The sequence below is a fragment of the Blastococcus sp. Marseille-P5729 genome (assembly GCF_900292035.1).
Lineage (GTDB): Bacteria > Actinomycetota > Actinomycetes > Mycobacteriales > Antricoccaceae > Cumulibacter.
In genome coordinates this window covers 506138-531405 of the sequence record NZ_OMPO01000001.1, presented here as the reverse complement: position 1 = coordinate 531405, position 25268 = coordinate 506138, and the positions used below count along the sequence as shown (strand labels likewise).

Below are 25268 nucleotides of genomic sequence, written 5' to 3'. Positions count from 1 at the left end.
GATCACCGCATGGCACACCCCCAGGAGTTCTCCGCCCTCCGGCACGCTGCCGCGCCTGGGCAGGACGGTCAGCTGGCCGTCGACATGCTGGTCAAGCTGCTCGACCTGGAGAAGCTCGAGGAAGACCTCTTCCGGGGGTTGAGCCCCGCCGTCACGCTGCAGCGCACCTTCGGCGGGCAGGTTGCCGGGCAGGCGCTGGTCGCCGCAGGCCGGACCATGGGCCCGGACTGGGAGGTGCACTCCCTGCACTCCTACTTCCTGCGCCCGGGTGACCCGGCGATCCCGATCATCTACCACGTCAACCGCGTTCGCGACGGCCGCAACTTCTCGACCCGCCAGGTCGAGGCGATCCAGCACGGCAAGACGATCTTCACGCTGTCCGCGTCGTTCACCATCCCGAGGGTGGGCAAGTTCGAGCACCAGGACCCGATGCCGGACGTCCCGGCGCCCGAGACGCTCACCCCGTACCGCGAGCTCGTGGCAGGCAAGGAGGACGTGATCGGGCCCGGCATCACCCTCCCGCGGCCGGTCGAGCTGCGGTACGTCTCGACGCCACCGTGGGAGCGCACCGCCGGCAGCGACGAGACCTACAACCGGATCTGGATGAAGGTCGACGGGCACCTGCCAGACGACAAGTTCCTGCACATCTGCGCGCTGACCTACGCCAGTGACATGACGCTGCTGGACTCATCACTGACCCGGCACGGGCTGACCTGGATGCGGGACAACGTGCAGGGCGCGAGCCTCGATCACGCCGTGTGGTTCCACCGCCCGTTCCGTGCCGACGAGTGGTTCTTCTACCAGTCGGGATCCTCGAGCGGCGGAGGCGAACGCGGCTTCTCCACCGGCCAGATCTGGTCGCACGACGGTCGCCTCATCGCCTCCACGGCCCAAGAGGGCCTGCTGCGGGTCGACTAGCACCTGCTGCCAGGACGGGCGTGCTGCCAGGACGGCCGCCTGAACTCACAGGCCCTTCGTGCCCGCGATCGCCTCCGCGACGAGCTCCGCGGTGAGGTCCGCACTCAGCGCGATGGCGGCGCGGACGCCGTGCCCGACGGCGTCGACGACCTGGATGTTGCAGTCTCGCAGGTTGCCGGTCACATAGACGCCTCGGACGTCGGTCAGACCGCCGTCGTCCGAGGGGACCTGTACCCCGCACTCGTCCGGTTCGTCGGCCACGCTCACGCCGAGCTGATCGAGTAGCTCCCGATTCGGGCAGGTCGAGGGCGAGACGAGCAGCTCGTCGATCGGGAGGGTCTGATCACCGACGAGGACGCCGGCGATCCGTCCGTCCTCGACCCGCACGGCCCGGACCGGTCCTGCGTGCAGATCGATGCCCCGGGCCCGCAGTCCCGCCTCGTCGTCCGGTGTCGGATCGACGCAATCGTTCGTGAGCAGGACGACGTGATCGGCCCACTGCAGCAGCAGGTGCGCCTCAGCCACCGACTCGGCACCGCACCCCACGACCCCGACCACCGCGCCGGCGCGGATCTGCACGCCGTGACAGTAGGGGCAGTGAAAGACTTCCTTTCCCCAGAACGGCTCGATGCCGTCGATGGCGGGCAGCGCATCGGTCAGGCCGGTCGCCAGGACGACGCGCCGGGCCTCGAGTACGGTGCCGTCGTCGACGGTGAGGGTGAACCGCGGCCACCCGCCGTCCTCCTCCCGGCGCTCGGCCCGCGTCACGGTGCCGCTACGAATCTCCCCGCCGAAGCGCGCCACCTCCTCGCGTCCCATCGCGAGCAGCTCGGCGGGATCGGTCCCGTCGCGGGAGATATAACCGTGCATGTGGTCGTCGAACCGGTTGCGCGGACGTCCACCGTCGACCACGAGCACCTGACGGTTGGCCTGGGCGAGCACCAAGGCCGTGCTGAGACCGGCTGCTCCGCCGCCCACGACGACCACATCCCACGTGCGCCGGTCCATCACGCCTCCGTCTCGAGCAGCTGATCGACAGTCTGCTGGATGGCCTGCCAGGTGTGATCGATGTCGGCCGGCGTCGTCCATACTCCGCCGATGCTAGCCCGGATGACGAACCGTCCCTGGAGCCTGGTGTGGGTGAGGTACGCCACGCCCGAGGCGTTGACGGCGTTCATGAGCTGCTCGGTACGGTCGGCGTCCTTCAAGGCGAAGCAGACCAGGCTCAGCGCGCGGGGGAGGACCAGCTCGAAACGGTCGTCCTGCAAGATCAGGGTCTCGAGCTGCTCGGCCATCGCGATGCCGGAGCGGATGTGCGCCTGCAGACCGGTGATGCCGTAGGTGCGCATCACCGCCCAGAGCTTCAGCGAGCGGAACCGGCGGCCGAGCTGGGGGTGCCAGTCCCGGTAGTCGACCACGTCTCCGCTGGCGGTCGCGGCGTTGCGGAGATACTCGGGCAGGATGCTGAGCGCGCCGGTCAGCGCGGATCGGTTGCGCACCCAGAACGCCGAGCAGTCAAAGGAGGTCAGCAGCCACTTGTGCGGGTTGGTGACCAGCGAGTCGGCGTACTCGTCCACCCCCGCGAGGACTCGGCGATGCTCCGGGCAGACGGCCGCCACTCCGGCGAACGCCGCGTCGACATGCAGCCAGATCCCGTGCTCGGCTGTGATCCGGCCGATGGCCAAGGTGTCGTCGATCGCGCAGGTGGCTGTGGTTCCGACCGCGGACACCACCATCACCGGGCAGATGCCCTCGGCGACGTCACGTTCTATCGCCGTCCGCAGCGCCGTCGTGTCCATCTGCTGCGTACGGGGGTCAACCGGTATCTGGCGTACGTTCTGATACCCGATGCCGGTCATCATGGCGGCCTTCAGCAGCGACGAATGCGCCTCGGTCGATGCGTAGACCGCATACGCCTTGCCGTCCTGCACCCCGGCGTCGCGTGCCCGGCCGGCCGTCGCGCGATGCAATGCCGCGAGCAGCGCGGTCATGGTCGCAGTCGAGGCGGTGTCCTGGATGACACCGCCGCCGCGGCCGTCGTTGCGCGACCACGCGCCCAGGCCGATCGCCGCACTGAGCCAGTCGGTGACGCGCTGCTCGAGCTCGGTGACCGCAGGCGAGGTCGACCAGAGCATTCCTTGTGCGCCGATGCCGCTGGAGATCAGGTCGCCGAGGACGGCGGCAGGAGAGGAATTCGCCGGGAAGTAGGCGAAGAACCGGGGGTGCTGCCAGTGCGTGAGACCGGGTAGCACCACGTCGTCGAGGTCGGAGAGCAGCGCCTCGAAGGCCTCCCCGTTCATCGGTGCCTCGGTGGGCAGACGGTCACGGACCGACCCCGGGCTGAGCTGAGACAGCACGGGCTGCTCCCCGACGCGCTGCCAGTAGTCGGCGATCCAGTCGATGACGGCGTGACCCTGACGGCGGAACTCGTCGGGGCTCAGGTGCGGGGGTGTGACGTACCGCTCGGACATGCGGTCACCCTAACCCCGCATCAGCCGCCGGTGATCAGCTCCGCCGGAATGGGCTGGTCGGCGCGCAGGGCATCGAAGAACGCGATCGCTGCGTCCTCGTCCCAGACGACCACCGAGCCGATGTCGGTCGTCGGGGTGCTGGCGATCGGGACCGTCGTCGTGACCAGTTCGCCCGAGCCCATCGCCATACCCATGCTGCCCAGGTGCCAGAGGTGGCATCCGTCGTCCACGATCAGCGTCCCGGTCGACTTCAGCGCGAGTGGGACCGAGCGCAGCGGGTTGGCGAGCGTGCCCGGGCTGGAGGCCTTCGAGAGCAGTGCCGAGAGGAACTGGCGCTGCCGGTCGATGCGATCCAGGTCGGCATTGGCGCTGGCGCGGGTGCGGACGTACGCCAGAGCCTGGGCGCCGTTGAGCGTCTGGCATCCGGCCGGCAGGTCCAGTCCGGCCTTCGGGTCGTTCATCGGCTCGTCGAGACACATCTCCACGCCACCCACCGAGTCGACGACCCCGGCGAAGCCGCCGAAGCCGATCTCGGCGTACCGGTCGATCCGCATGCCCGTGAGCCCCTCGACGGTCTGCGTGAGCAGCGCGCCCCCGCCGTAGGAGAAGGCCGCGTTGAGCTTCTGCTCGCCGTGGCCAGGGATCTCGGCCACGGTGTCGCGGGGCAGGCTCACGAGCGTGGGCGGCGCGTCCGAGTCCGGCACGTGCAGCAGCATGATGGTGTCGGTGCGCTTGCCCTCGACGTCGCCGGTCGAGTACTCGGCCTGTTGTTCGGGGGTGAGGTCCTCGCGCGAGTCCGACCCCACCAGCAGCCAGGTCGTGCCCGGGGTCTCGGCCGGTCGACCCTCGTAGTCGGAGAGGACGTCCTGGCGGTTGAGGGAGAAATCGAGGTAGACCACGAACCCGACGACCACCAGCAGCAGCGCCGTCATCAGCCAGGCGAAGATCCGCAGCCCCCGGCGCTTGCGCCGCGGTCGCGGGGCTGCCGGGGGAGCACCGCGACCTGGGGGCGGGACCGGCGGATACCCGCGCTCGCCCGGTGGCGGGCGATAGGCCGGCTCGGCGGGGGGCAGCGGACGCTGGCGGTCATAGCGCGGGTCGTACGCCGCGCCCCGGTAGGGATCGCGAGGCCCGGGCGGCGGCGGGAGGGGACGCGTCCGGTCGTACGGGTCGGCGTCGGGGACGCCGCGGGGATCGAGGCTGGCCGGAAGCTCGCGGGTGCGATCCGGATCCTCGGAATAGGACATCGTTGCGCCTCGCTGATCGGTTGGTAGCCCCGGTCGGATTCGAACCGACACTTGCGGTGGTTTGAGCACCGTGCCTCTGCCGTTGGGCTACGGGGCCGTCTCGCGTCTCGACGATTCCGCCGAGTGCCGCAGACTAGAGTATCGAATGACACGTCACCTGCGCGTACGACGACGCGCGAAGCCGAGGATTGTTTGAACCAAGTGCAGACCGAGCCCGAGGACGGCAGACCCGCTCGCCTGCGCGTTCTGATCGCCGAGGACGAGGCGCTCATCCGTCTGGACCTGCGCGAGATGCTCCGTGACGAGGGCTACGAGGTGGTCGGTGAGGCGCGTGACGGCCAGGAGGCGATCGAGCTGGCCGAGGCGCTGCAGCCGGATCTGATCATCCTCGACGTGAAGATGCCCCGGGTCGACGGTCTCAGTGCGGCCGAGGTCATCGGCGAGCGGCGGATCGCGCCGATCGTCGTCCTGTCGGCCTTCAGCCAGCGCGACCTCATCGACCGGGCACTCAAGGCCGGCGTGATGGCCTATCTGACCAAGCCCTTCTCGCAGGCCGACCTGACGCCCGCGATCGAGATGGCCTACGCCCGCTTTGCCGAGATGCGCGCTCTGGAGGCGGAGATCGGCGACCTGAACGAGCGGATCGAGACGCGCAAGCTCATCGAGCGGGCCAAGAGCTACCTCATGACGGTGCACAAGCTCAGCGAGCCGGAGGCGTTTCGCTTCATTCAGCGCAGTGCGATGGAGCGCCGCACGTCGATGAGGCTGGTGGCCGAGGCGGTGCTAGACCACTCACTGCGCGGTTGACCCATATCACACCTACTCGCAGGTAACGCGACGCCGGTCACATTATTGCTGTTGCATAACGGAGCAGTGCCACTTAACAAATTGGTAATCGTGCGACGCTAATTTGTTCTCCTTGACGATGCCGGAAGCTGCCCGCGACGTGCGCGCACCCAGCACCGTCAAAGTGATCAGGAGGTGCGCGTGGCGCGTCATTCGGTCCGCGGAGTCATCGCCGTGAGCGCAGTCGTCGCTCTGGCGCTGACCGGGTGCGGCGAGAAGGAGACCGGTTCCGGTGGCAACGGCGGGGGTGGCGGCTCGTCCGACGAACTCACCATCCAGCCGCTGCAGCAGATTGACAAGGAAGGCAAGCCCGTCGAGGCCGGGGAGGACGCCGAACCGGCCGACCCGGCAGGCGATGGCAGCGCCAAGTGCGAAGGCATCGCCCTCGGCTTCGCGGGTGCCCTGACCGGTGACAACGCCGCGTTGGGCAAGAACATCCGCTGGGGCATGGAGGTGGCGATCAAGAAGCACAACGACGCCAACCCCGACTGCCAGGTCGAGGTCAAGGAGTTTGACACCGAGGGCGCCCCGGAGAAGGCCACCCAGGTCGCACCGTCGATCATCGGCGACGCGTCCGTCATCGCGCTGCTCGGTCCCGCGTTCTCCGGCGAGACCAACGCGGTCAGCGGCCAGTTCGCCGACGCCGGCCTGCCCGCGCTCAGCGCCTCGGCCACCAACCCGGACCTGTCGAAGAACGGCTGGAAGACCTTCTTCCGCGGCCTGGCCAACGACGCGGTGCAGGGCCCGGCGCTCGCGGCATACGTCAAGAACGAGATGAAGCCCGAGAAGGTTTGCCTGATCAAGGACGACTCGGACTACGGCAAGGGCTTCGCCGCCGAGCTGAAGACCGGTCTCGGTGACCTGGTCACCTGCGAGGCGGACACGAAGACCAAGGACAAGGAGTTCTCGGCGATCGTGACCCAGGTCAAGGACGCCGACGTGGACGCCGTCATCTACGCCGGTTACTACGCCGAGGCCGCGCCCCTGGCCCAGCAGCTGAAGGAGGGCGGCGTGGAGGCCACCTTCGTCTCCGGAGACGGCGTGAACGACCCGGCGTTCGTCGACGGCGCCGGATCGGCGTCCAAGGGCGCCATCCTGTCCTGCCCGTGCGGGCCGGCCCCGGAGGACTTCGCAGCCGAGTACGAGGAGGTCTCCGGCGGCGCGGTACCCGGCGTCTACTCGACCGAGGGCTATGACCTGGCCACGATCATGCTGAAGGGAATCGACTCCGGCGCCACGACGCGCGAGGCGATGCTCGAGTTCGTCACCAACTACGACGGTGACGGCCTTGCCCGCCACTACAAGTGGGACGGCACCGGCGAGCTCGAGGAGAACAACATCTGGGTCTACGAGGTCAAGTAGCCCTTGCCTGCCCAGTAGCCAGCACGCTCCGGGGCGTAGCCGCATCGGTTACGCCCCGGACGCGTGCGGGCCCGTCAGCCAGCGACCCCACGGAGCACATGGTGCTAGAGGCATCGTCGGCGAGCCTGCTCGCCGTGGACTGGATCACCTTCAACGTCGAAGGCCTGTTCAACAACTTCATGCAGTACACGGTCAGCGGCCTGACCGTCGGAGCGATCTACGCGCTGGTCGCGATCGGGTACACGCTCGTGTACGGCGTCCTTCGTCTGATCAACTTCGCCCATTCCGAGGTCTTCCTCGTGGGCCTGTTCGTGCAGTACTTCGTGCTGCAGGCGCTCGGCTTCTCACCCAGCGCCGATGCTTACGACCAGGGCGCCGGCCTCACCCTCGGGTACCTGCTGCTGGCGATGCTGATCTCGATGCTCGCCGCAGGCGGCACCGCGCTCGCGGTCGAGCGGATCGCCTACCGGCCGCTGCGCAAGAAGGGTGCCCCGCCGCTGGTCTTCCTGATCACGGCGATCGGCGCGTCCTTCGTCATCCAGCAGATCTTCTTCGTCTGGCGTGGCGCCGTCCCCGAACGGCCCATCCGCCTCGTCGAGGCCCAGACCCAGTTCACCTTCCTGGGCGCCGAGGTCACCAACCTACAGCTGGTCATCATCGGGGCCGCGGTGCTGCTGATGGTGATCGCCGACTACTTCGTCAATCGCACCAAGCTCGGGCGCGGCATCCGCGCGGTCTCCCAGGACACCACCACGGCGACCCTGATGGGCGTCAACCCCGAGCGGGTCATCATGATCACCTTCTTCTTCGGTGGCGTGCTCGCCGGCGCCGCGGCGCTGCTGTACAGCGTCTACGTCCCGCAGACCATGGTCTACAACGCCGGCTTCCTGCTCGGCCTGAAGGCCTTCGCGGCGGCGGTGCTCGGCGGCATCGGCAACTTGCGCGGGGCGCTGCTGGGTGGCCTGCTGCTGGGCATCGCGGAGAACTGGGGCCAGGTGCTCTTCGGCGCCCAGTGGCGGCACGCGATCGCCTTCGTCCTGCTGATCCTCATCCTGATGTTCCGGCCCACCGGCATCCTCGGTGAGTCGCTCGGAAAGGCTCGAGTATGAGTGCGACCAACGCGGCACCGGTCCGCAGCACCCACCCGAACCCGGTCGTGCGCTGGTGGGACGACCTCGGCAAGGGCCCCAAGATCGCCCTCACCCTGGCGGGGGTGGCCTTCCTGGTCGTCCTCCCGATCCTGCGTCCACCGGGCCTGTCCGGCGGCCCCAACGACTTCGCGCTGGTCATGGCCGAATGCGCACGCATGGCACTGATCGCGCTCGGGCTGAACATCGTGGTGGGGCTCGCGGGACTGCTCGACCTCGGGTACATCGGCTTCTACGCGATCGCGGCCTATGTGGTCGCGCTGCTGACCAGCTCAGGCAGCGACTGGGCCGACACGATCAGCATCAACTGGTTCGCCGCGGTGCCCATCGCCGTCGTGATCACGGCAATCAGCGGCCTGTTCCTCGGCATACCCACGCTGCGGGTCAGAGGCGACTACCTGGCGATCGTGACGCTCGGCTTCGGTGAGCTCGTGCGGCTCGCGGCCGACAACATCCCGTGGCTGAAGGGCAACGGCGGATTCAAGCAGATCGACTACCCGCGGGTGCTCACCTCCGACGAGCTGCCCAACGGCGTGTTCTCGACCGGCAACGTCAACAAGGGCGCATTCAACTACGGCGTCTGGTGGTACTGGGCGCTGCTGCTGATGATCGCGCTGGTCATCTGGGCGACCAACAACCTGGAGAAGTCCCGCGTCGGCCGTGCCTGGATCTCGCTGCGCGAGGACGAGGACGCCGCCGAGATCATGGGTGTGCAGACCTTCAAGTACAAGGTGTGGGCGTTCGCGATCGGCGCGGGAGTCGGTGGGCTGTCCGGTGCCTTCATGGCCGGACAGGTGCAGTTCGTCAACAACCAGAAATTCGATGTCGTGTCGTCGATCTTCTTCGTTGTCGCGGTCGTGCTCGGCGGTCAAGGCAACAAGTTCGGCGTCATCATCGGCGCCTTCCTGGTCGCCTACATCCCGGCTCGCTTCGCCGAGATCGCCGAGTACAAATACCTGATCTTCGGCGTCGTTCTGATCATCATCATGCTGTTCCGTCCGCAGGGCCTGCTGCCGGCGCGGCACCGCCTGATGGGTGCCGGGCCCGACATACCCCCGGTGACAGACCCCGTGATCACCGGACACACCGAGCCCGACACGGACGTCGAGGGTCAGAGCGCCCACGTGGTCCCGGGCACCTCGCCGATGCACAAGTACGAGAGCGGGCCGCCCTTCGACGACGGTCCCGGGGACCTGGACGGCATCGCCGGCGACGACCGACCCGGCCTGCCGAAGGGAGGAGACCGCTGATGAGCATGTCGACCAACCCCGACGACATCGGCGCGATCAAGCACCCCGTCGACACCTTCACGCAGGTCGACCAGTCGGAGATGGACGTCCACCTCGAGCGCGATGTGAATGCCGCTGTCGGCGAGACACTGGTGAGCCTGCAGGACGTCACCATGCAGTTCGGCGGCCTGAAGGCAATGGACTCGGTGAGCTTCGACATCAAGCGCGGTGAGATCCTCGGCCTGATCGGCCCCAACGGGGCCGGGAAGACCACCTGCTTCAACGCGATGACCGGTGTATACACGCCGAGCTCGGGCCAGGTCATCTTCGACGGGACGCCGCTGCGCCGGATGAAGCGCAACCAGATCACCCGAATGGGCATCGCGCGCACCTTCCAGAACATTCGGCTGTTCGCGTCCATGACGGCCCTGGAGAATGTCGCCGTCGGCATCGACGCGCGGCACAAGACCTCGATCGCCGGCGCGGTCTTCCGCTCGCCTCGACACCGCCGCGAGGAGCGGATCGCCTACGACAGGGGAATGGAGCTTCTGGAGTTCGTCGGCATCGCCGACCGCGCCCACGAGCCCGCCCGATCGCTTCCGTACGGATACCAGCGCCGCCTGGAGATCGCCCGCGCGTTGGCCACCGAGCCCAAGCTGCTGTGCCTCGACGAGCCTGCGGCCGGGTTCAACCCGGCCGAGAAGGTGCAGCTGATGGGGCTGATCCAGGAGATCCGCGACCAGGGCTACACCGTGCTGCTGATCGAGCATGACATGCGGGTGGTCATGGGCGTCACCGACCGGATCGTCGTCCTTGAGTTCGGGCGCAAGATCGCCGAGGGGGTTCCCGAGGACATCCGCAACGACCCCGCCGTCATCGCGGCCTACCTCGGCGTGGACGACGACACCGACCAGGACGGGGAGTAGGAATGCTCGAGCTGAAGGACGTCGTCGTCAACTACGGCGCCATCGAGGCGCTGCACGGCATCGACTTGCAGGTCAACGAGGGCGAGGTCGTCTCCCTCATCGGCGCCAACGGAGCAGGCAAGACGACCACCATGCGCGCGATCTCCGGGGTGCGTCCACTTACCCGCGGCTCGATCGTCTTCGAGGGCGAGGACATCTCGAGGATGGCGCCGCACCACCGCGTGCAGGCCGGGATCTGTCAGGCGCCCGAGGGACGCGGCATCTTCCCGGGGATGACCGTCCTGGAGAACCTCGACATGGGCACCTACGCCCGGAAGTTCGAGTCGAAGCAGGCCTACAACCAGATGGTCGAGCACGTCTTCGAGCTGTTCCCGCGGCTCGCGGAGCGCAAGGATCAGAAGGGTGGGCTGATGTCCGGCGGCGAGCAGCAGATGCTCGCCATCGGCCGCGCGCTGATGTCCCGGCCCCGGCTGCTGCTGCTCGACGAGCCGTCGCTGGGCCTGGCCCCGAAGATCATCCAGCAGATCCTCGAGATCATCTCGACCATCAACCGCGAGGGCGTCACCGTGCTGCTTGTGGAGCAGAACGCCAAGGGCGCGCTGTCGCGCTCGCACCGCGCCTACATCCTGGAGACCGGAGCGGTCACCAAGTCCGGCACCGGCAAGGAGCTGCTGCACGACCAGAGCATCATCGACGCCTACCTCGGCGGGCAGGGCTAGCATTCCGGTCGACCGGCCCAGCGAGACGACCGGTGCTAGGTTGTGTCGGTCAGGTGCTCAGGACGGTCGAGGTGCAAATGACCAGGGGATCGCTACTCATCCGAGACGCGACCGCGCAGGACGCGGACGCGATCACTTCGATGGTGCGGGACGCGATGGCCGCCGAGGCCCGCCTGCCCTCGGGTTCGCGACTGGTCCTCGATCCGCCCGGCGGTCCGACTCCCGACTTCACCGCCGTCATCGCGAGCCCGGAGTTTCGCACCCTGCTCGCGATCGAGACCGGCAGTGGGCAGATCGCCGGCTTCGCGGTCACCTCCGAGAACCTGTTCAGCTCGCTGGTCGGGCGCCCGGCGATCGACGTCCACTATCTGGTCGTGCCCGACCAGCGCCGGCACCGCGGAGTGGGGCGAGAGCTGCTCGCGGCGGTCACCCGGTTCGCGGAGGAGCTCTCCGCCGAGTACGTCATCGTCGGCGTGGCCAACGAGTCACGCGACGTCAACCGGTACTTCGCCAAGGCCGGCTTCATGCCCATGGAGCACCGCCGGGTCACGACCGTCGGCACCCTGCGACGGACCCTCGGCCTCGGTCAGCCGGTGGCCGCCCGTGAGACCGCCCGGCGCCGGATCCGCGGCCGCTCCTCCTCGTTGGGCTAGCTGCGTGCCCCCGGCGCCTTCGGCAGCGCCATCGCGGTGAGCTGCGCCGAGCACACCAGTTCGTCGTCCTCGTTGGTGATCTCGATGGCGATGGTCTTCAACGACCGGCCCGAGTGCACCGGCCTGGCGACCGCGGTAACGACGCCCGCGCGGGCCGCGCGGTGATGGTTGGCCAGCACCTGAACGCCCACGCAGACCGCCCCGTCGGAGTTGAGCACGGCGCAGGTCGAGCCGATGCTTTCCGCGAGCGCGGCCGATGCGCCGCCATGCATCAGGCCGTACGGCTGGAGATTTCCCGCTACGGGCATGGTCGCCACGGTGCGCGCGGGATTGTAGTCGAGGTACTGGATGCCGAGCTTCTCGTCCAGCTGCCCCGCGGGCACGGTCCGCTCGTCGAAGACCTTCGGTCGCGGATGAGGCGGGTTGCTCGCTTCGGGTGCGTCGCTTGTCATACGACAACCCTAGACTCGACCAGGTGAGTGACAACAAGCGCCTGCTCTTGCTCGATGGGCATTCCCTGGCCTACCGCGCCTTCTTCGCCCTACCCGCGGAGAACTTCCAGACCACGACCGGGCAGTCGACGAACGCGGTCTACGGCTTCACGTCGATGCTGATCAACTTGCTGCGTGACGAGGAGCCCACCCACGTCGCCGTCGCCTTCGACCTATCCCGCGTCTCGTTCCGGACCGAGTCCTACGCCGAGTACAAGGCGAACCGCTCGAAGTCACCCGACGAGTTCAAGGGCCAGGTCTCGCGCATCCAGGACGTCCTGGACGCGATGGGCATCAGCTGGCTGACGAAGGAGGGCTTCGAGGCCGACGACATCATCGCCACCCTTACCCGCCAGGCGCGAGCCGACGGCATGGACGTGCTCATCTGCTCCGGTGACCGGGACGCCTTCCAGCTGGTCGGCGGCGGGGTCACGGTGCTCTACCCGAAGCAGGGCGTCTCGGTGCTCTCCCGGATGGACTCCGCCGAGGTGGAGGGAAAGTACGGCGTCCCGCCCGAGCGGTATCGAGACCTCGCCGCGCTCGTCGGCGAGACTTCCGACAACCTCCCGGGCGTCCCCGGCGTCGGCCCGAAGACGGCTGCGAAGTGGATTACGGCGTACGGGGGCATCGACGGGATCATCGAGCACCTGGGCGAGATCAAGGGAAAGGCGGGAGAGTCACTGCGCGAGCACCTCCCGTCGGTCGAGCGCAACTATTCGCTGAACCGGTTACGTGACGACCTCGAGCTCGAGATGGGCCCGCAGCAGGCGGTCATCTCCGGCATGAACGCCGATGCGCTGAACAGGACCTTCGACGAGCTGCAGTTCCGGGGCCAGATACGCGACCGGCTCAATGCCGTCCTGGCCTCCGACGAGCCGGTGACCGCCGATGCGATCGACGTGGATGTCGTCACGATCCCACCGGGCACGCTGGGTGACTGGCTCGACCAGCACACCTCCTCCGAGGCGTCGACTGCCGTGTCCTTCCGTGGGGAGTGGGGGCGGGGCACCGGCGAGCTCACCGGGATCGCGCTGAACGGAGCCGAAGCGGCGTACGCCGACATCACCAGCGACACCATGGACCCGGCGGACGAGCAGTCGCTCGCCCGCTGGCTGGCCGATCCCCGGCGACCGAAGATCGGGCACGACATCAAGGGCCCGCTGCTGGCGATCGCGGCGCGCGGATGGGCTCTCGACGGTCTCGCGGGCGACACGGCGCTCGCGGCCTACCTGGTCAACCCCGGCCGTCGCACCTTCGACCTCGGCGCGCTCACCACGGCGTACCTGCACCGCGAGCTGCAGGCCGAGGCCGCCGCAGGCGCGGAGCAGCTCACCCTCGACGGAGGTGAGGAGGAGGCCGACCATCAGATCGCCGCCGAGCAGATCTCCCGCGCGGTCGGCACCACGCAGCTTTTCGACGCGCTCGAGCCCGAGGTGCAGAACCGGGGTGCTGCAGCGCTGCTCACCGAAATGGAGCTGCCGCTGGCGCAGTTGCTGGCGGAGATGGAGATCCGCGGCATCGCCGTCGACGGACCGTACCTGCAGGAGCTGTCCAGGCAGTTCGCTGACGAGGTCGCCAACGTCGCGTCCGAGGCGTACGCCGTCATCGGGCACGAGATCAACCTCGGCTCGCCGAAACAGCTGCAGGTCGTGCTGTTTGACGAGCTGGGGCTGCCCAAGACCAAGAAGATCAAGAGCGGGTACACCACGGACGCCGACTCGTTGAAGGGGCTGCTGGAGCAGACTGACCATCCCTTCCTGGTGCTGCTCATGCGCCATCGTGACATCAGCCGCCTGCGCAGTGTCGTGGACGGCTTGATCCCGCTCGCGGACGACGCCGGGCGGGTGCACACGACCTTCCAGCAGATGGTCGCGGCCACCGGCCGGCTGAGCTCCACCGACCCCAACCTGCAGAACGTGCCCGTGCGCAGCGCGGAGGGGCGCCAGATCCGCCGCGCGTTCGTGCCGGGCGCCGGGTACGAGTCGTTGATGACCGCCGACTACAGCCAGATCGAGATGCGCATCATGGCCCACCTCTCCGGGGACGCCGGGCTCATCGAGGCTTTCACCTCCGGTGAGGACCTGCACACCTTCGTCGCGGCCCGCGCCTTCGGCATCGAGACCACCGATGTCGACCCCGAGATGCGTCGCCGGATCAAGGCGATGTCCTACGGCCTGGCCTACGGCCTGTCGGCGTACGGCCTGTCGCAGCAGCTGCGCATCCCCCCGGAGGAGGCCCGCCTGCAGATGGAGGCCTATTTCGAGCGCTTCGGCGGCGTCCGCGACTACCTGCGCGATGTCGTCGAGGAGGCACGCGTCGTCGGTTACACCGAGACGATCATGGGGCGGCGGCGCTATCTTCCCGACCTCACCAGCGACAACCGGCAGCGCCGCGATGCTGCCGAGCGGATGGCCCTCAACGCGCCGATCCAGGGATCGGCCGCCGACATCATCAAGGTCGCGATGCTCGGTGTCGAGCAGGCGTTGCGCGATGCGGGGGTGCGCTCGCGCATGCTGCTGCAGGTCCATGACGAGCTGGTGCTCGAGATCGCGCCGGGGGAGCGCGAGCAGGTGGAGGAGCTGGTGCGCAAGCAGATGGGTGCGGCGGCGACCCTCGATGTGCCGATGGAGGTGTCGGTAGGCGTCGGCCCGAACTGGGAGGACGCCGCGCACTAGGTCTGGCCGTCCGGCCGGACACCAGCGAACGAACAGGAGCGCCCGTGAACCCGTACCACCTTCTCGTGCCCGGCATCCGGGCCCGCGACCACTCGGTGCGGGCACCCCTGCGGTACGCCGACCCGGACGGCGAGTCCATCGAGGTCTACGCGCGGGAGGTGGTCGGCGCCGAGCATGACGACCCGGGATCATTGCCGTGGCTGTTGTTCCTGCAGGGCGGCCCCGGCGGGGCGGCGCCCCGCCCGACGAACCGGGCCGGATGGCTGGACGCGGCGCTGCGTCGCTACCGGGTGCTGCTGCTGGACCAGCGTGGAACCGGCTCCTCGACGCCGCTGCTGCCGTCCGTCGTGACCCGGCGCGGTGCGGAGGGTGCCGCGCGATATGTCTCGGCGCTCCGAGCCGACGCCATCGTGCGAGACGCCGAGCTGTTCCGCGCCGAGGTGGCCGGTGGCGGGCGGTGGAGCACTCTCGGGCAGAGCTACGGCGGCTTCATCACGTTCAGCTATCTGTCGTTCGCGCCCGAGGGGCTGCAGCGATGCCTGATCACCGGCGGCGTCCCTCCGATCGGGCTGAGTGCCGAGCAGGTCTACCGACGTACCTGGATGCGGGTCATCGCCAAGAACGGCAACCACTTCCGCGCCTTCCCGGGCGACCGGCGCCGCCTCGATGCTCTCGTTCGCAGGCTGCAGCGTCCCGTGATGCTGCCGGACGGCGGACGGCTGACCACTGATCGGCTGCTGGCGATCGGCATCGCGCTGGGGCGCAGCGACGGCAGCGCCGGTCTGCACTACCTGCTGGAGAACGCGCTGGTGGCCGACGAGCTGACGCCGGCCTTCCTTGCCGACGTCGCGGCGCGCACCGACGATGCGGCGTCGCCGTTGTACGCACTCCTGCAGGAGGCGATCTACTGCGACGGCCCTGGCGCGTCGTCCTGGGCGGCCACCCGCACCCGCGGTGAGATCCGCGCGCTGGCGCGCGATGCAGCGCACCCCCTGCTGACCGGCGAGATGATGGAGCGCTGGCGGTTCACCGATGTGCCCGGACTTGCGCCGTACGCCGAGGTCACCGATCTGCTGCATGGCAAGCAGGACTGGGATCCGCTGTATGACACCGAGCGACTGGCAGGCAACGAGGTCCCCGTCGCGGCCGCCGTCTACTACGACGACATGTACGTCGACGCCGACGCCTCGCTCGACGTCGCTCGGCGTACGCCGGGGGTGCGGGCGTGGATCACCAACCAGTACGAGCACGACGGGCTGCGTGCCGACGCGGCGGTCTTCGAGCGACTGGACCGGATGGCGAGGGGCATGGAATGAGTGAGGTCTACCTGGATCACGCCGCCACCACCGTGGTCCGCGACAGCGTCATCGAGGTGATGGCGGCCGCCCTGCGGGAGACCGGCAATCCGTCGTCCCTGCACGCGGCCGGTCGCCGGGCGCGACGGGCGATCGAGGAGGCGCGCGAGCAGATCGCCGAGACGCTCGGTGCGGATCCGGTCGAGGTGATCTTCACCAGCGGGGCCACCGAGGCGGACAACCTGGCGGTCAAGGGAGGTTACTGGGCAGCACGCGACGCGAACCCGGCCCGCACGGCGATCGCGCTGCCGCCGACCGAGCACCACGCGGTGCTGGACTCGGCGCACTGGCTTGCCGCCCGCGAGGGCGCGACGTTGCGGTGGGTCGAGGTCGACCAGCACGGGACTGCCCATCCTGACGTGCTCGCCGAGGCACTGGCAGGCGACGACGTCGCGGTCGCGGCCGTGATGTGGGCGAACAACGAGGTCGGCACCATCAACGACATTCCTGCTCTCGCGGCAATCTGCGCAGAACGCGGGGTCGCGCTGCACGTCGATGCGGTGCAGGCGATCGGGCGAGCAGCGGTCGACTTCGGTGGTCTGCCGGTGACCAGCCTGGCGTTGTCCGGGCACAAGATCGGCGGGCCAGTAGGCGTCGGCGCGTTGCTCGCCGTCCGCGGGTTCGCACCGGTGCCGACGGCGCACGGCGGCGGCCAGGAGCGCAAGATCCGCTCGGGCACCCTTGACGTGGCCGGAGCAGTGGGCCTGGCGACCGCGGTGCGAGAGGCAGAGGCTGAGCGGGTCGCCGAACGCGCCCGGCTGATGACGCTCCGGGAGCGGATCGTGCGGGAGGCTTCCGGCATCGGCGGCGTGGAGGTCAACGGGCACGCCGTCGACGGGGCCGGCACGCATCCGGCGATCGTGAACCTGCACGTTCCGGGGGCGGACGCCGAATCGCTGCTGATGCTGCTCGACGGCGAAGGCGTCGCCATCTCGACGGGCTCGGCCTGCACGGCGGGGGTGTCCGAGCCTAGCTACGTCGTCCTCGCGATGACCGGTGATGATCGGCGCGGACGCCAGAGCATCCGCGTATCGATGGGACGCACGACCACCGAGTCCGACATCGAGCGACTGCTCGCGGCGCTGCCTCTCGCTGCCGCGCGCGCCCGCCGCGCGACCGGCTACCGGGGGACACGCGGGTAGACTCCTCCGACTGTGAAGATCCTTGCCGCGATGTCCGGAGGCGTCGACTCCGCCGTCGCGACCGCGCGCGTCGTCGACGCCGGCCACGACGTGACCGGCGTCCATCTGGCGTTGTCGCAGACGCCCGAGGCAGTCCGGGCCGGTTCCCGCGGATGCTGCACGATCGAGGACGCGCGCGATGCGCGCCGTGCGGCTGACATTCTTGGGATTCCCTTCTACGTGTGGGATCTGGCCGAGCAGTTCCGTGAGGACGTGATCGACGACTTCGTCTCGGAGTACGCCGCGGGGCGCACGCCCAACCCGTGCCTGAGGTGCAACGAGAAGATCAAGTTCGCTGCTGTGCTGGACCGCGCACGGGCGCTGGGCTTCGACGCGGTCGTCACCGGGCACCATGCCCGGCTCCAGATCGGCGAGGACGGCGCCCCACGGTTGACTCGCTCGGTGGATGAGGCGAAGGACCAGTCGTACGTGCTCGCCGTGCTCACGCCGGAGCAGCTGCGCTACGCGATGTTCCCGCTCGGTGACACCACGAAGGAGCAGGTGCGCAAGGAGGCCGCCGAACGCGGCCTGTCGGTGGCCGACAAGCCCGACTCGCACGACATCTGCTTCATCGCCAATGGCGACACGATGGGCTTCCTGCGCTCGCAGCTGGGCTCGCAGCCAGGCGAGATCGTGGACGGCGACACCGGTGCAGTCGTCGGTACCCACGACGGCGCCTATGCGTACACGATCGGGCAGCGCAAGGGGCTGCGACTGGCGAATCCTGTGAATGACGGCAAGCCCCGTTACGTCCTGAGCATCGAGCCGGTCCAGAGCCGGATCACCGTCGGCACCGCCGAGCAGCTCGACGTGACGACCGTCGTGGCGAAGCGGCCGGTGTGGACCCACGGCGAGCCGCCCGCCTTTCCGTGGCGCGGCACGGTCCAGATGCGCGCCCACGGGGGACTGGCGGAGGCCACGGCCGAGGTCGACGCCGACGGGCGGCTGATCGTCGGACTGCTGACCCCAGCGCGTGGGATCGCTCCTGGGCAGGCGATCGTGCTATACGACGGCGATGAGGTCGTCGGCTCCGCGACGATTATCTCGGCGTCCGCATGATCATCGGATCGACAGGCGTCGGGTCACTACCTGGCACCTCTGCCGACGAGGCGATGCGGCTGGCGTTCGGCGAGGGCCTCGATATTCCATATATGGCAGAGATCCCCGATCGTGGCGCGGGGGCCGACATGATCGGCCGGACTGCGGCCCGGCTGGTCGACATGCCGGTCGAGATCGTACCGTCGGCCTGGCGCGTCGCCCGGCGTCCTGGAGTCGACATGCGTCGCGCAGCCGACTTCTGGTCCCGGGATCTCGACGCGCTGCAGGTCGCGGCCGACGGCTATCGGGGGCCGTTGAAGGTGTCGATGGCCGGGCCGTGGACCCTGGCCGCGACGCTCGAGCTAGCCAACGGTCACCGCTTCCTGACCGATGGGGGAGCGCTGCGCGACCTGCAGGCGTCCCTGGGTGAGGGGGTCGCCGTCCTGCTGGACGAGGTGCGGCGACGGATTCCTGGTGCCGAACCTGTACTGCAGCTCGACGAGCCGTCGTTGCCTGCGGTGCTCGCCGGATCGATCCCCACCGCGAGTGGGTTCGGCCGGCTGCCCGCCATCGGCTCCCACGAGGTTGGGCTCGGCCTGCAACGGGTGATCGACGCCGCAGGTGTGCCGGTCATCGTGCACTCCTGCGCGCCGCGCGTCCCCTTCGGTCTGCTGCGCCAGGCCGGCGCGGCGTCCGCCATGATCGACGCTGCACTGCTGACCGAGCGCGAGTACGACGACCTCGGTACGGCCGTGGACGAGGGGCTCGCCGTGTTCGCGGGAGTCGTTCCCTCGGCCCGCGCCGTACGCCGTCACGACATCGACGAGGGGGCCGCCCGCGTCCGCCAGATCGCCTCTGCAGTGGGAATCGCGAGCGCTGAGCTGGGTGCCCGCGTGGGGGTTACGACCGCGTGCGGTCTCGCGGGGCGGACCTTCGACGAAGCGGTGGCGGCGACCCGGGCGGTCCTCGCGGTTACCCGCCAGCTGCAGAACGCCCCCAACGTCGACGAGTAACCCCGCGCCGCCCGCACTCGGAGATCGCTAAAGAGTTTTTCGTTCGACCCCTTGCACGGTGACTCGAACAAATGTACGATAAAGTGACTCAGTCAAGAAGGTGAGCGCAGTGGACGACCGGCCAACCGACCCTCCGGTGGACGCCGCGACGGAGCCGGATTGGGCGATCGCTGCTGCCGCGTCGCCGGGTGATGCGGAGCGGTTGTGGTTGGCGAGTGATTCTGCTCGGGAGCTGGACCGCGATCTGGATGAGGCGTTCGCGCATCTGCAGCGTGGGTATGAACTGTTGCTGGGGATCGGGGAAGAGGGCGATCTGGCCGCGTTGGGCCCGGACCGCCTGATCACGATGGCGCAGCGGTTGGAGGCGCACCGCACGCGGCTGATCATGGTCGATTCGTACGTGATCGAGGCGGCGAGGGAGGATCGGTTGCAGGATCACGTGTGCGCCAGCAGCATCCCCCTCGCGCTGTGTCAGACGCTGCACATCTCCAGTGGTGAGGCGAACGCGCGCGCGAAACGCGCCGAGCAGTTGTTGCCGCAGAACGCCTTCAGCAGCGGCACCACCCCACCGCGCCTGCCGCTGCTGGCCGACACGGTCCGCCAGGGTGGCTCGGTGAGCACCGGTCAGGTGGATGTGATCTGCAAGGCCATGACGCGAGTGGCGCAGAACCCCGACCTCGACCCGCACAACCTCGAGCTGGCCGAGCGGCTGCTGGTCCACCAGGCCGCCGGGCTCACGCACAAGGAACTGGAGACCGCGGCGGAGAAGGTCGAGGAGGTCATCAACCCCGACGGCACCCTGCCCAGTGACGAGGTCGCCACGGCGCGGCGCGGGGTGATGATCGGCCCCGAAGGCCGCGACGGCACCCACAAGATCTCCGGCGCCCTGACCCGCGAGGGCAAGGCCCTGTTCGATGCCGCGATCGGGCCATTCGCCGCACCCCACCCCGCCGACGCCAACGGCCCGGATGACCGCACCGCCGCCCAGCGCACCCACGACGGCCTACAAGACGCCTGCCAACGCCTCCTCGAGCTCGCCGGCGCGCCGGCGTCCGGAGGGACCGCGGCCACGGTGCACATCACCATCGACCTCGACCGGCTCATCGAAGCCATCGCGCGGCTACGCGACGACCCCTCCGGCCGCACGACCGCGCAGCAGGCCGCCGGCCGCATCGCCGGCGGCGGGCAGCTCACCATCAACGAGATCCTGCGCCGGGCGCGGGACGCGGCCCTGATCCCGGTGTGGATCAGCGCCGTCCACGGGATCGTGGCCTACGGCCGCGACCGCCGCACCGCCTCCCCCGCCCAGACCCACGCGCTCATCGCCCGGGACGGCGGGTGCAGCTTCCCCGGCTGCCAAGCCCCACCCGACCACTGCCAGCGCCACCACGTGATCGCGTGGTGGTCCGGCGGGCACACCGACCTGGACAACCTCACCCTGGTGTGCGGGTATCACCACCGCGAATTCGAACGCCGCGGCTGGGCCGTGGACATCATCAACGGCATCCCCGTCTGGACCCCACCGGCGTGGCTCGACCCCGAGCAGAAACCGCAGATCAACGCCCGGATCAAGATCCCCTGCCAAAACGAGATCACCCACCTCGCCGAGACCGTCAGGCACGCTCGAGAACAACGAGCTCGCGGCGGAGGCAGAGATCCCGGAGACCCCGCAGACCCTCACGGGCTGCTCGGCGGGCTGCTCGACCCCGGCGAGGACATCGACGAGCTCATCCAGCTCATCGCCGCACACATCCCCGCCGAACACCGCGACGCCTTCTACCGCGACGCCGCCGACCTCATCACCACCCACCTCCCCGCAGTCGTCACCCGCGGCTGAGCGGGGGGCCGAAGTAACGGCCACCGGGCGCGACGATTGCCGGGGCGAAGGCGTCGCGCGAGATGTCGGGTGGCGCGGGCAGAATGTCAGGCGTGGTGAACGAGACACAGACCCCGCCGGCCCCGGATCCGCGTGATGCGGCCGAGCGACACGCGCAGCTGAGCGTAGAGATCGCCGAGCACCAGCGGCGTTACTACCAGGACGACGCGCCCACGGTGAGTGATGCCGAGTACGACGTGCTGTTCCAGGAGCTGCTCGACCTCGAGGCCACCTATCCCGACCTGGTCACCGACGCCTCGCCCACCCAGCGAGTCGGCGGGTCGGTCAGCTCGACCTTTGAGCCGGTCGAGCACCTGCAGCGCATGTACTCCCTCGACAACGCCTTCAGCGACGCCGAGATGCAGGCTTGGGCCGCGCGCGTCGAGCGGACCGTCGGGGAGGGTGCGCGCTATCTGTGCGAGCTGAAGATCGACGGCCTGGCCGTGGACCTCGTGTACGAGAAGGGCGTGCTGGTGCGCGGCGCCACCCGCGGCGATGGTCGCGTCGGCGAGGACATCACCAGCAACGTCCGCACCGTGAAGAACGTCCCGCACCGGCTCTCCGGCGACCAGATCCCCGAGCTGCTGGAGGTCCGGGGCGAGGTCTACTTCCCGGTTGCGGACTTCACCAAGCTCAACGAGCAGCTCGTCGAGCTCGGCAAGGCCCCGTACGCGAACCCGCGCAACACCGCTGCCGGGTCGCTGCGCCAGAAGGACGCCAAGGAGACCGCCAAGCGCGGCCTGATGCTGATCGTGCACGGCATCGGGGCATCGCAGGGAGCCAGCTGGAGCTCGCAGTCCGAGGCGTACGAGCTGCTGGCCGGCCTGGGCCTGCCGACCTCACCGCGCTACAGGGTCGTCGATGACCTGGACGAGGTGCGCGAGTTCATCGGGTACTACGGCGACCACCGCCACGACGTCGAGCACGAGATCGATGGTGTCGTGGTCAAGGTCGACAGCCTCGGCATGCAGCGGGAACTGGGATCGACCAGCCGCGCCCCGCGCTGGGCGATCGCCTACAAGTATCCGCCCGAGGAGGTTCACACCAAGCTCCTCGACATCCGGGTCAATGTCGGCCGCACGGGTCGGGTGACGCCGTACGGCGTGATGGAGCCGGTGAAGGTCGCCGGATCGACCGTAGAGATGGCGACGCTGCACAACGCCCACGAAGTCAAGCGCAAGGGCGTGCTGATCGGCGACACCGTCGTCCTCCGCAAGGCCGGTGATGTCATCCCCGAGATCCTCTCGCCGGTCGTCGCACTCCGCGACGGTAGCGAGCGCGAGTTCATCATGCCGACCCGCTGCCCGGAGTGCGGCACCGATCTGCGTGAGATGAAGGAAGGGGATGCCGACATCCGGTGCCCCAACGCCCGCACCTGCCCGGCGCAGCTCCGAGAACGGCTGGCCTACCTGGGATCGCGGGGCGGCTTCGACATCGACGCACTGGGGGAGAAGGCAGCGAGCGCGCTCGTCGAGTCACCGGGCTTCACCGATGAGGGCGATGTGTTCAGCCTGACCGCAGAGTCGTTGGCCGACATCCCGTTCTTCACCAAGAAGGACGGCACCCCGAACGCCGCCGGTCACACCCTGCTCGGCGCGCTGGACCACGCTAAGTCGCAGCCGGTGTGGCGGGTGCTCGTGTCGCTGTCGATCCGGCACGTCGGACCGACGGCCGCGCAGGCCCTGGCCACGCACTTCCGGTCGGTGCCGGCCGTCTTCGACGCCCCGGTCGAGCAGCTCGCCGAGGTCGAAGGCGTCGGGTCGATCATCGCCGAGTCCGTCAAGGCGTGGTGGGAGGTCGACTGGCACCGCGCGATCGTGCAGAAGTGGCAGGACGCCGGCGTCCGCATGGCGGACGACGCACCGGAGGCCAGCGACCTCCCACAGCACCTCGACGGCAGGTCGATCGTCGTCACCGGCACGCTCAGCGGCTTCACCCGCGACGAGGCGCAGGAGGCGATCACCAGCCGCGGTGGCAAGGCCGCGAGCTCGGTCAGCAAGAAGACCTCGTACGTCGTCGTCGGCGACTCCCCGGGAAGCAAGGCCAAGAAGGCCGAGGATCTCGGCGTGCCCATCCTCGATGAGGAAGGCTTCCGCATCCTGCTGGAGCACGGCCCCCAGGACGCCGAGGGCTAGTCGAAGTCGCGGCCCTCGACGTGGCGTAGCCACACCGACCGGCTGATGCCGACCAGGTGAGCCAATCGCGAGAGCTCGCTCGGCCGGAAGTCCGGACCCCCGGGACGACCCGCGACGAACGCCCACGTGTCGCCGGCCGGCGCCGCCATCAGCGAGGTGTCGAGCGTGGTCCACTCGGCCGGCACCCGATCGGCCACGGGGTCGAGGATCTTCGAGCGCACCGGCTGCTGCCACGGCGCCACCTGATCCAGCTCCGGGGCGCTGGCGCTCCGCGCGAACACCTCGCCGTCCGCGTTGACCAGCACGGCCCACCCCGAGCGGAAGATCCGCGGCAGCTCGTCGACCATGAGCTGCCCGGCTCCCTGGGGATCGACCGACATGGCCTCGAGCAGCTGTAGCTCGCGGTGCGTCGACAGCGCTCCGTCGAACGGCCGGATCGTCTCGACGCTCACGCCTTCGAGACTGTGCGCGGCACTCAGCACGGTGTCCGGGAGCTGGCCGGGCCCGATGTCGATGACGATGTCGTCGACGACGAGGTTGTCGTACTTGTCCACGATGTCGACGCTCACGATGTCGGCGCCCGTGGTGCCGATCGCGGTCGCGACCAGCCCGAGCGAGCCGGGCCGATCGGGCAGGATGACGCGCAGCAGGTAGGACATCTACAGCACCTCCGCGCCAACGAGCCCTATGACGATGACAAGTCCACAGATTAGTTGCAGCTTCCCGGACGCGGCGAGAACTGGTATCAGATCGCGACCCGTCGCACCGCTGAGCACCAGCCGGACCGGGCGCACCGCGAGCAGACCGGCCAGCAGCGGGAGGATGAGCCACGGCCAGCCGACGACCAACAGGGCGACTGCGAAGGCGCCGGCCACGCACGTCGTGTACGCGATCCGGGTGCGCTGGTCGCCCATTCGGACCGCCGTCGTGCGCTTGCCCGCCACCGCGTCTTTGGGCAGGTCACGCAGGTTGTTCACGATCAGCAGCGCCACCGACAGCAAGCCCGGCGGCACCGACGCCAGGACCGCCAGCCAGGTCACCTTCGGCGAGTCGCCGGCGACGTACGCCGTGCCGGTGACGGCTACCAGCCCGAAGAAGACGAACACCGACAGGTCGCCGAGGCCTAGATAGCCGTACGGATTCGACCCACCGGTGTAGAACCAGGCAGCCAGGATCGCTGCCGCACCGACCAGCAGCAGCCACCACGAGGTCGTCGCCGCGAGCGCGAGACCCGCCGCGGCGGCAAGCCCGAAGCTGACGAACGCGGCTACCTTCACTCGTCTCGGCGGGACCAGACCCGAGCCGGTGAGCCGCAGCGGTCCGACCCGGTCGGCGTCCGTGCCCCGGACACCGTCGGAGTAGTCGTTGGCGTAGTTCACGCCGATCTGCAGCAGTAGCGACACGAGCATCGCGAGTACGACTCGCCACCACGAGATGTGCTCGTACCACGGATCGGCGACGTAGCGCGTCGCGACGGCCGTGCCCACCGCCACGGGCACCACGGAGGCCGGAAGCGTGCGTGGCCGGGCACCCTCCCACCAGAGCGCGAGGCCGCTCGGCGGGTGGATGGACGATGACGGAATCGCTGCAGGCACGACCTCCATCTTGGCCGACCCGTAGAATCGAGCGGTCGCCGGCCTGGCGGCCGCACCCCGTACGACGCCGACCGAAAGCAGAGGCATGGCCGAGGAGAAGATCTCGCGCGAGGACGTCGCGCACCTGGCGCACCTGGCGCGGCTCGAGGTGACCGACGACGAGATCGACGTCTTCGCCGCGCAGCTCGAGAGCATCCTCGAGAGCTTCGCCGCGATCGGTGAGGTCGCAGCCGACGACGTCCCCCCGATGTCGCACAACGTGCCGATGACGAACGTGACCCGCCCGGACGTCGTGGGGGAGTCCCTGGACCGCGACGAGGTCCTGGCCCAGGCGCCGGCCGCCGAGCAGGACCGCTTCCGCGTCCCCCGCATCCTGGACGAGGAGTAGTG

22 protein-coding genes and 1 tRNA gene are annotated in these 25268 nt (G+C 69.0%); 16 read left to right on the top strand and 7 right to left on the bottom strand.

What is annotated here, in order from left to right; genetic code table 11:
* Nucleotides 1-9 precede the first annotated feature (9 nt).
* On the top strand, nt 10-918 hold the full coding sequence (locus DAA40_RS02555) for an acyl-CoA thioesterase II (protein ID WP_106848154.1): 909 nt from the start codon (nt 10-12) through the stop codon (nt 916-918).
* 45 nt (nt 919-963) lie between these two features.
* On the opposite strand, the gene DAA40_RS02550 is transcribed toward DAA40_RS02555, so the two are convergent.
* From DAA40_RS02550 to DAA40_RS02535, 4 genes are all read right to left on the bottom strand, one after another.
* Entirely contained in the window at nt 964-1926 is a 963-nt protein-coding gene (locus DAA40_RS02550; RefSeq protein ID WP_158716188.1) for an NAD(P)/FAD-dependent oxidoreductase, read from the bottom strand.
* The gene (locus DAA40_RS02545) at nt 1926-3389 is read right to left on the bottom strand and encodes a pyridoxal-dependent decarboxylase (RefSeq protein ID WP_199849469.1); all 1464 of its coding nucleotides are present in this window, start codon (nt 3387-3389) and stop codon (nt 1926-1928) included. The genes DAA40_RS02550 and DAA40_RS02545 overlap by 1 nt, the downstream gene beginning before the upstream one ends.
* A 20-nt stretch (nt 3390-3409) precedes the next feature.
* Entirely contained in the window at nt 3410-4636 is a 1227-nt protein-coding gene (locus DAA40_RS02540) for an LCP family protein (protein WP_199849468.1), read from the bottom strand.
* Between the two features lie 21 nt (nt 4637-4657).
* Nucleotides 4658-4733: transfer RNA gene (locus tag DAA40_RS02535), tRNA-Leu, on the bottom strand.
* Between the two features lie 104 nt (nt 4734-4837).
* On the opposite strand from DAA40_RS02535, the gene DAA40_RS02530 reads away from it, so the two are divergent.
* The 7 genes from DAA40_RS02530 (at nt 4838) to DAA40_RS02500 (ending at nt 11519) form a co-directional block, all read left to right on the top strand.
* The gene (locus tag DAA40_RS02530; RefSeq protein WP_234356209.1) at nt 4838-5443 is read left to right on the top strand and encodes an ANTAR domain-containing response regulator; all 606 of its coding nucleotides are present in this window, start codon (nt 4838-4840) and stop codon (nt 5441-5443) included.
* Between the two features lie 180 nt (nt 5444-5623).
* Nucleotides 5624-6844 (top strand): branched-chain amino acid ABC transporter substrate-binding protein, encoded by a 1221-nt coding sequence (locus DAA40_RS02525; protein WP_106848151.1) that lies wholly within the window; start codon nt 5624-5626, stop codon nt 6842-6844.
* 101 nt (nt 6845-6945) lie between these two features.
* Entirely contained in the window at nt 6946-7953 is a 1008-nt protein-coding gene (locus tag DAA40_RS02520) for a branched-chain amino acid ABC transporter permease (RefSeq protein ID WP_234356208.1), read from the top strand.
* Complete coding sequence (locus DAA40_RS02515; protein ID WP_106848149.1) at nt 7950-9242, top strand: branched-chain amino acid ABC transporter permease; 1293 nt, start codon at nt 7950-7952, stop codon at nt 9240-9242. Before DAA40_RS02520 ends, DAA40_RS02515 begins: the two co-directional genes overlap by 4 nt.
* Nucleotides 9242-10147 (top strand): ABC transporter ATP-binding protein, encoded by a 906-nt coding sequence (locus tag DAA40_RS02510; protein ID WP_234356207.1) that lies wholly within the window; start codon nt 9242-9244, stop codon nt 10145-10147. The genes DAA40_RS02515 and DAA40_RS02510 overlap by 1 nt, the downstream gene beginning before the upstream one ends.
* A 2-nt stretch (nt 10148-10149) precedes the next feature.
* On the top strand, nt 10150-10866 hold the full coding sequence (locus tag DAA40_RS02505) for an ABC transporter ATP-binding protein (protein ID WP_106848148.1): 717 nt from the start codon (nt 10150-10152) through the stop codon (nt 10864-10866).
* A gap of 77 nt (nt 10867-10943) precedes the next feature.
* The gene (locus DAA40_RS02500; RefSeq protein WP_106848147.1) at nt 10944-11519 is read left to right on the top strand and encodes a GNAT family N-acetyltransferase; all 576 of its coding nucleotides are present in this window, start codon (nt 10944-10946) and stop codon (nt 11517-11519) included.
* Here DAA40_RS02500 and DAA40_RS02495 read toward each other — a convergent pair.
* Nucleotides 11516-11971, bottom strand: a complete 456-nt coding sequence (locus DAA40_RS02495) for a PaaI family thioesterase (protein WP_106848146.1) — start codon at nt 11969-11971, stop codon at nt 11516-11518. The two genes, DAA40_RS02500 and DAA40_RS02495, sit on opposite strands and share 4 nt — an antisense overlap.
* A 23-nt stretch (nt 11972-11994) precedes the next feature.
* Between DAA40_RS02495 and polA the strand changes: the two genes are divergently transcribed.
* From polA to ligA, 7 genes are all read left to right on the top strand, one after another.
* On the top strand, nt 11995-14685 hold the full coding sequence (polA, locus tag DAA40_RS02490) for a DNA polymerase I (protein ID WP_199849665.1): 2691 nt from the start codon (nt 11995-11997) through the stop codon (nt 14683-14685).
* Nucleotides 14686-14729: 44 nt separating this feature from the next.
* Nucleotides 14730-16001, top strand: coding sequence for an alpha/beta fold hydrolase (locus tag DAA40_RS02485; RefSeq protein WP_199849467.1), 1272 nt, complete (start codon nt 14730-14732; stop codon nt 15999-16001).
* Nucleotides 15998-17182, top strand: coding sequence for a cysteine desulfurase family protein (locus DAA40_RS02480; RefSeq protein ID WP_106848145.1), 1185 nt, complete (start codon nt 15998-16000; stop codon nt 17180-17182). Before DAA40_RS02485 ends, DAA40_RS02480 begins: the two co-directional genes overlap by 4 nt.
* Nucleotides 17183-17194: 12 nt before the next feature.
* Entirely contained in the window at nt 17195-18280 is a 1086-nt protein-coding gene (gene mnmA, locus DAA40_RS02475; RefSeq protein WP_106848144.1) for a tRNA 2-thiouridine(34) synthase MnmA, read from the top strand.
* Entirely contained in the window at nt 18277-19272 is a 996-nt protein-coding gene (locus DAA40_RS02470; protein ID WP_106848143.1) for a methionine synthase, read from the top strand. Before mnmA ends, DAA40_RS02470 begins: the two co-directional genes overlap by 4 nt.
* A gap of 109 nt (nt 19273-19381) precedes the next feature.
* Nucleotides 19382-21109, top strand: a complete 1728-nt coding sequence (locus DAA40_RS02465; RefSeq protein ID WP_106848142.1) for an HNH endonuclease signature motif containing protein — start codon at nt 19382-19384, stop codon at nt 21107-21109.
* A gap of 92 nt (nt 21110-21201) precedes the next feature.
* Nucleotides 21202-23283, top strand: coding sequence for an NAD-dependent DNA ligase LigA (gene ligA / locus DAA40_RS02460; protein WP_234356206.1), 2082 nt, complete (start codon nt 21202-21204; stop codon nt 23281-23283).
* Here ligA and DAA40_RS02455 read toward each other — a convergent pair.
* Together DAA40_RS02455 and DAA40_RS02450 are read right to left on the bottom strand one after the other, a co-directional pair.
* Complete coding sequence (locus tag DAA40_RS02455; protein ID WP_106848140.1) at nt 23280-23942, bottom strand: amino acid-binding protein; 663 nt, start codon at nt 23940-23942, stop codon at nt 23280-23282. The two genes, ligA and DAA40_RS02455, sit on opposite strands and share 4 nt — an antisense overlap.
* Nucleotides 23943-24965 (bottom strand): 1,4-dihydroxy-2-naphthoate polyprenyltransferase, encoded by a 1023-nt coding sequence (locus tag DAA40_RS02450; RefSeq protein WP_234356205.1) that lies wholly within the window; start codon nt 24963-24965, stop codon nt 23943-23945.
* Here DAA40_RS02450 and gatC point away from each other — a divergent pair.
* Nucleotides 24964-25266, top strand: a complete 303-nt coding sequence (gene gatC, locus DAA40_RS02445) for an Asp-tRNA(Asn)/Glu-tRNA(Gln) amidotransferase subunit GatC (RefSeq protein WP_106848139.1) — start codon at nt 24964-24966, stop codon at nt 25264-25266. The two genes, DAA40_RS02450 and gatC, sit on opposite strands and share 2 nt — an antisense overlap.
* Nucleotides 25267-25268 lie beyond the last annotated feature (2 nt).

Coding starts and splice junctions, on each gene's coding strand:
- DAA40_RS02555 (WP_106848154.1), top strand. CDS start 10: ATGGCACACCCCCAGGAGTTCTCCGCCCTCCGGCACGCTGCCGCGCCT.
- DAA40_RS02550 (WP_158716188.1), bottom strand. CDS start 1,926: ATGGACCGGCGCACGTGGGATGTGGTCGTCGTGGGCGGCGGAGCAGCC.
- DAA40_RS02545 (WP_199849469.1), bottom strand. CDS start 3,389: ATGTCCGAGCGGTACGTCACACCCCCGCACCTGAGCCCCGACGAGTTC.
- DAA40_RS02540 (WP_199849468.1), bottom strand. CDS start 4,636: ATGTCCTATTCCGAGGATCCGGATCGCACCCGCGAGCTTCCGGCCAGC.
- DAA40_RS02515 (WP_106848149.1), top strand. CDS start 7,950: ATGAGTGCGACCAACGCGGCACCGGTCCGCAGCACCCACCCGAACCCG.
- DAA40_RS02510 (WP_234356207.1), top strand. CDS start 9,242: ATGAGCATGTCGACCAACCCCGACGACATCGGCGCGATCAAGCACCCC.
- DAA40_RS02505 (WP_106848148.1), top strand. CDS start 10,150: ATGCTCGAGCTGAAGGACGTCGTCGTCAACTACGGCGCCATCGAGGCG.
- DAA40_RS02500 (WP_106848147.1), top strand. CDS start 10,944: ATGACCAGGGGATCGCTACTCATCCGAGACGCGACCGCGCAGGACGCG.
- DAA40_RS02495 (WP_106848146.1), bottom strand. CDS start 11,971: ATGACAAGCGACGCACCCGAAGCGAGCAACCCGCCTCATCCGCGACCG.
- DAA40_RS02480 (WP_106848145.1), top strand. CDS start 15,998: ATGAGTGAGGTCTACCTGGATCACGCCGCCACCACCGTGGTCCGCGAC.
- DAA40_RS02470 (WP_106848143.1), top strand. CDS start 18,277: ATGATCATCGGATCGACAGGCGTCGGGTCACTACCTGGCACCTCTGCC.
- DAA40_RS02455 (WP_106848140.1), bottom strand. CDS start 23,942: ATGTCCTACCTGCTGCGCGTCATCCTGCCCGATCGGCCCGGCTCGCTC.
- gatC (WP_106848139.1), top strand. CDS start 24,964: ATGGCCGAGGAGAAGATCTCGCGCGAGGACGTCGCGCACCTGGCGCAC.
- DAA40_RS02450 (WP_234356205.1), bottom strand. CDS start 24,965: ATGCCTCTGCTTTCGGTCGGCGTCGTACGGGGTGCGGCCGCCAGGCCG.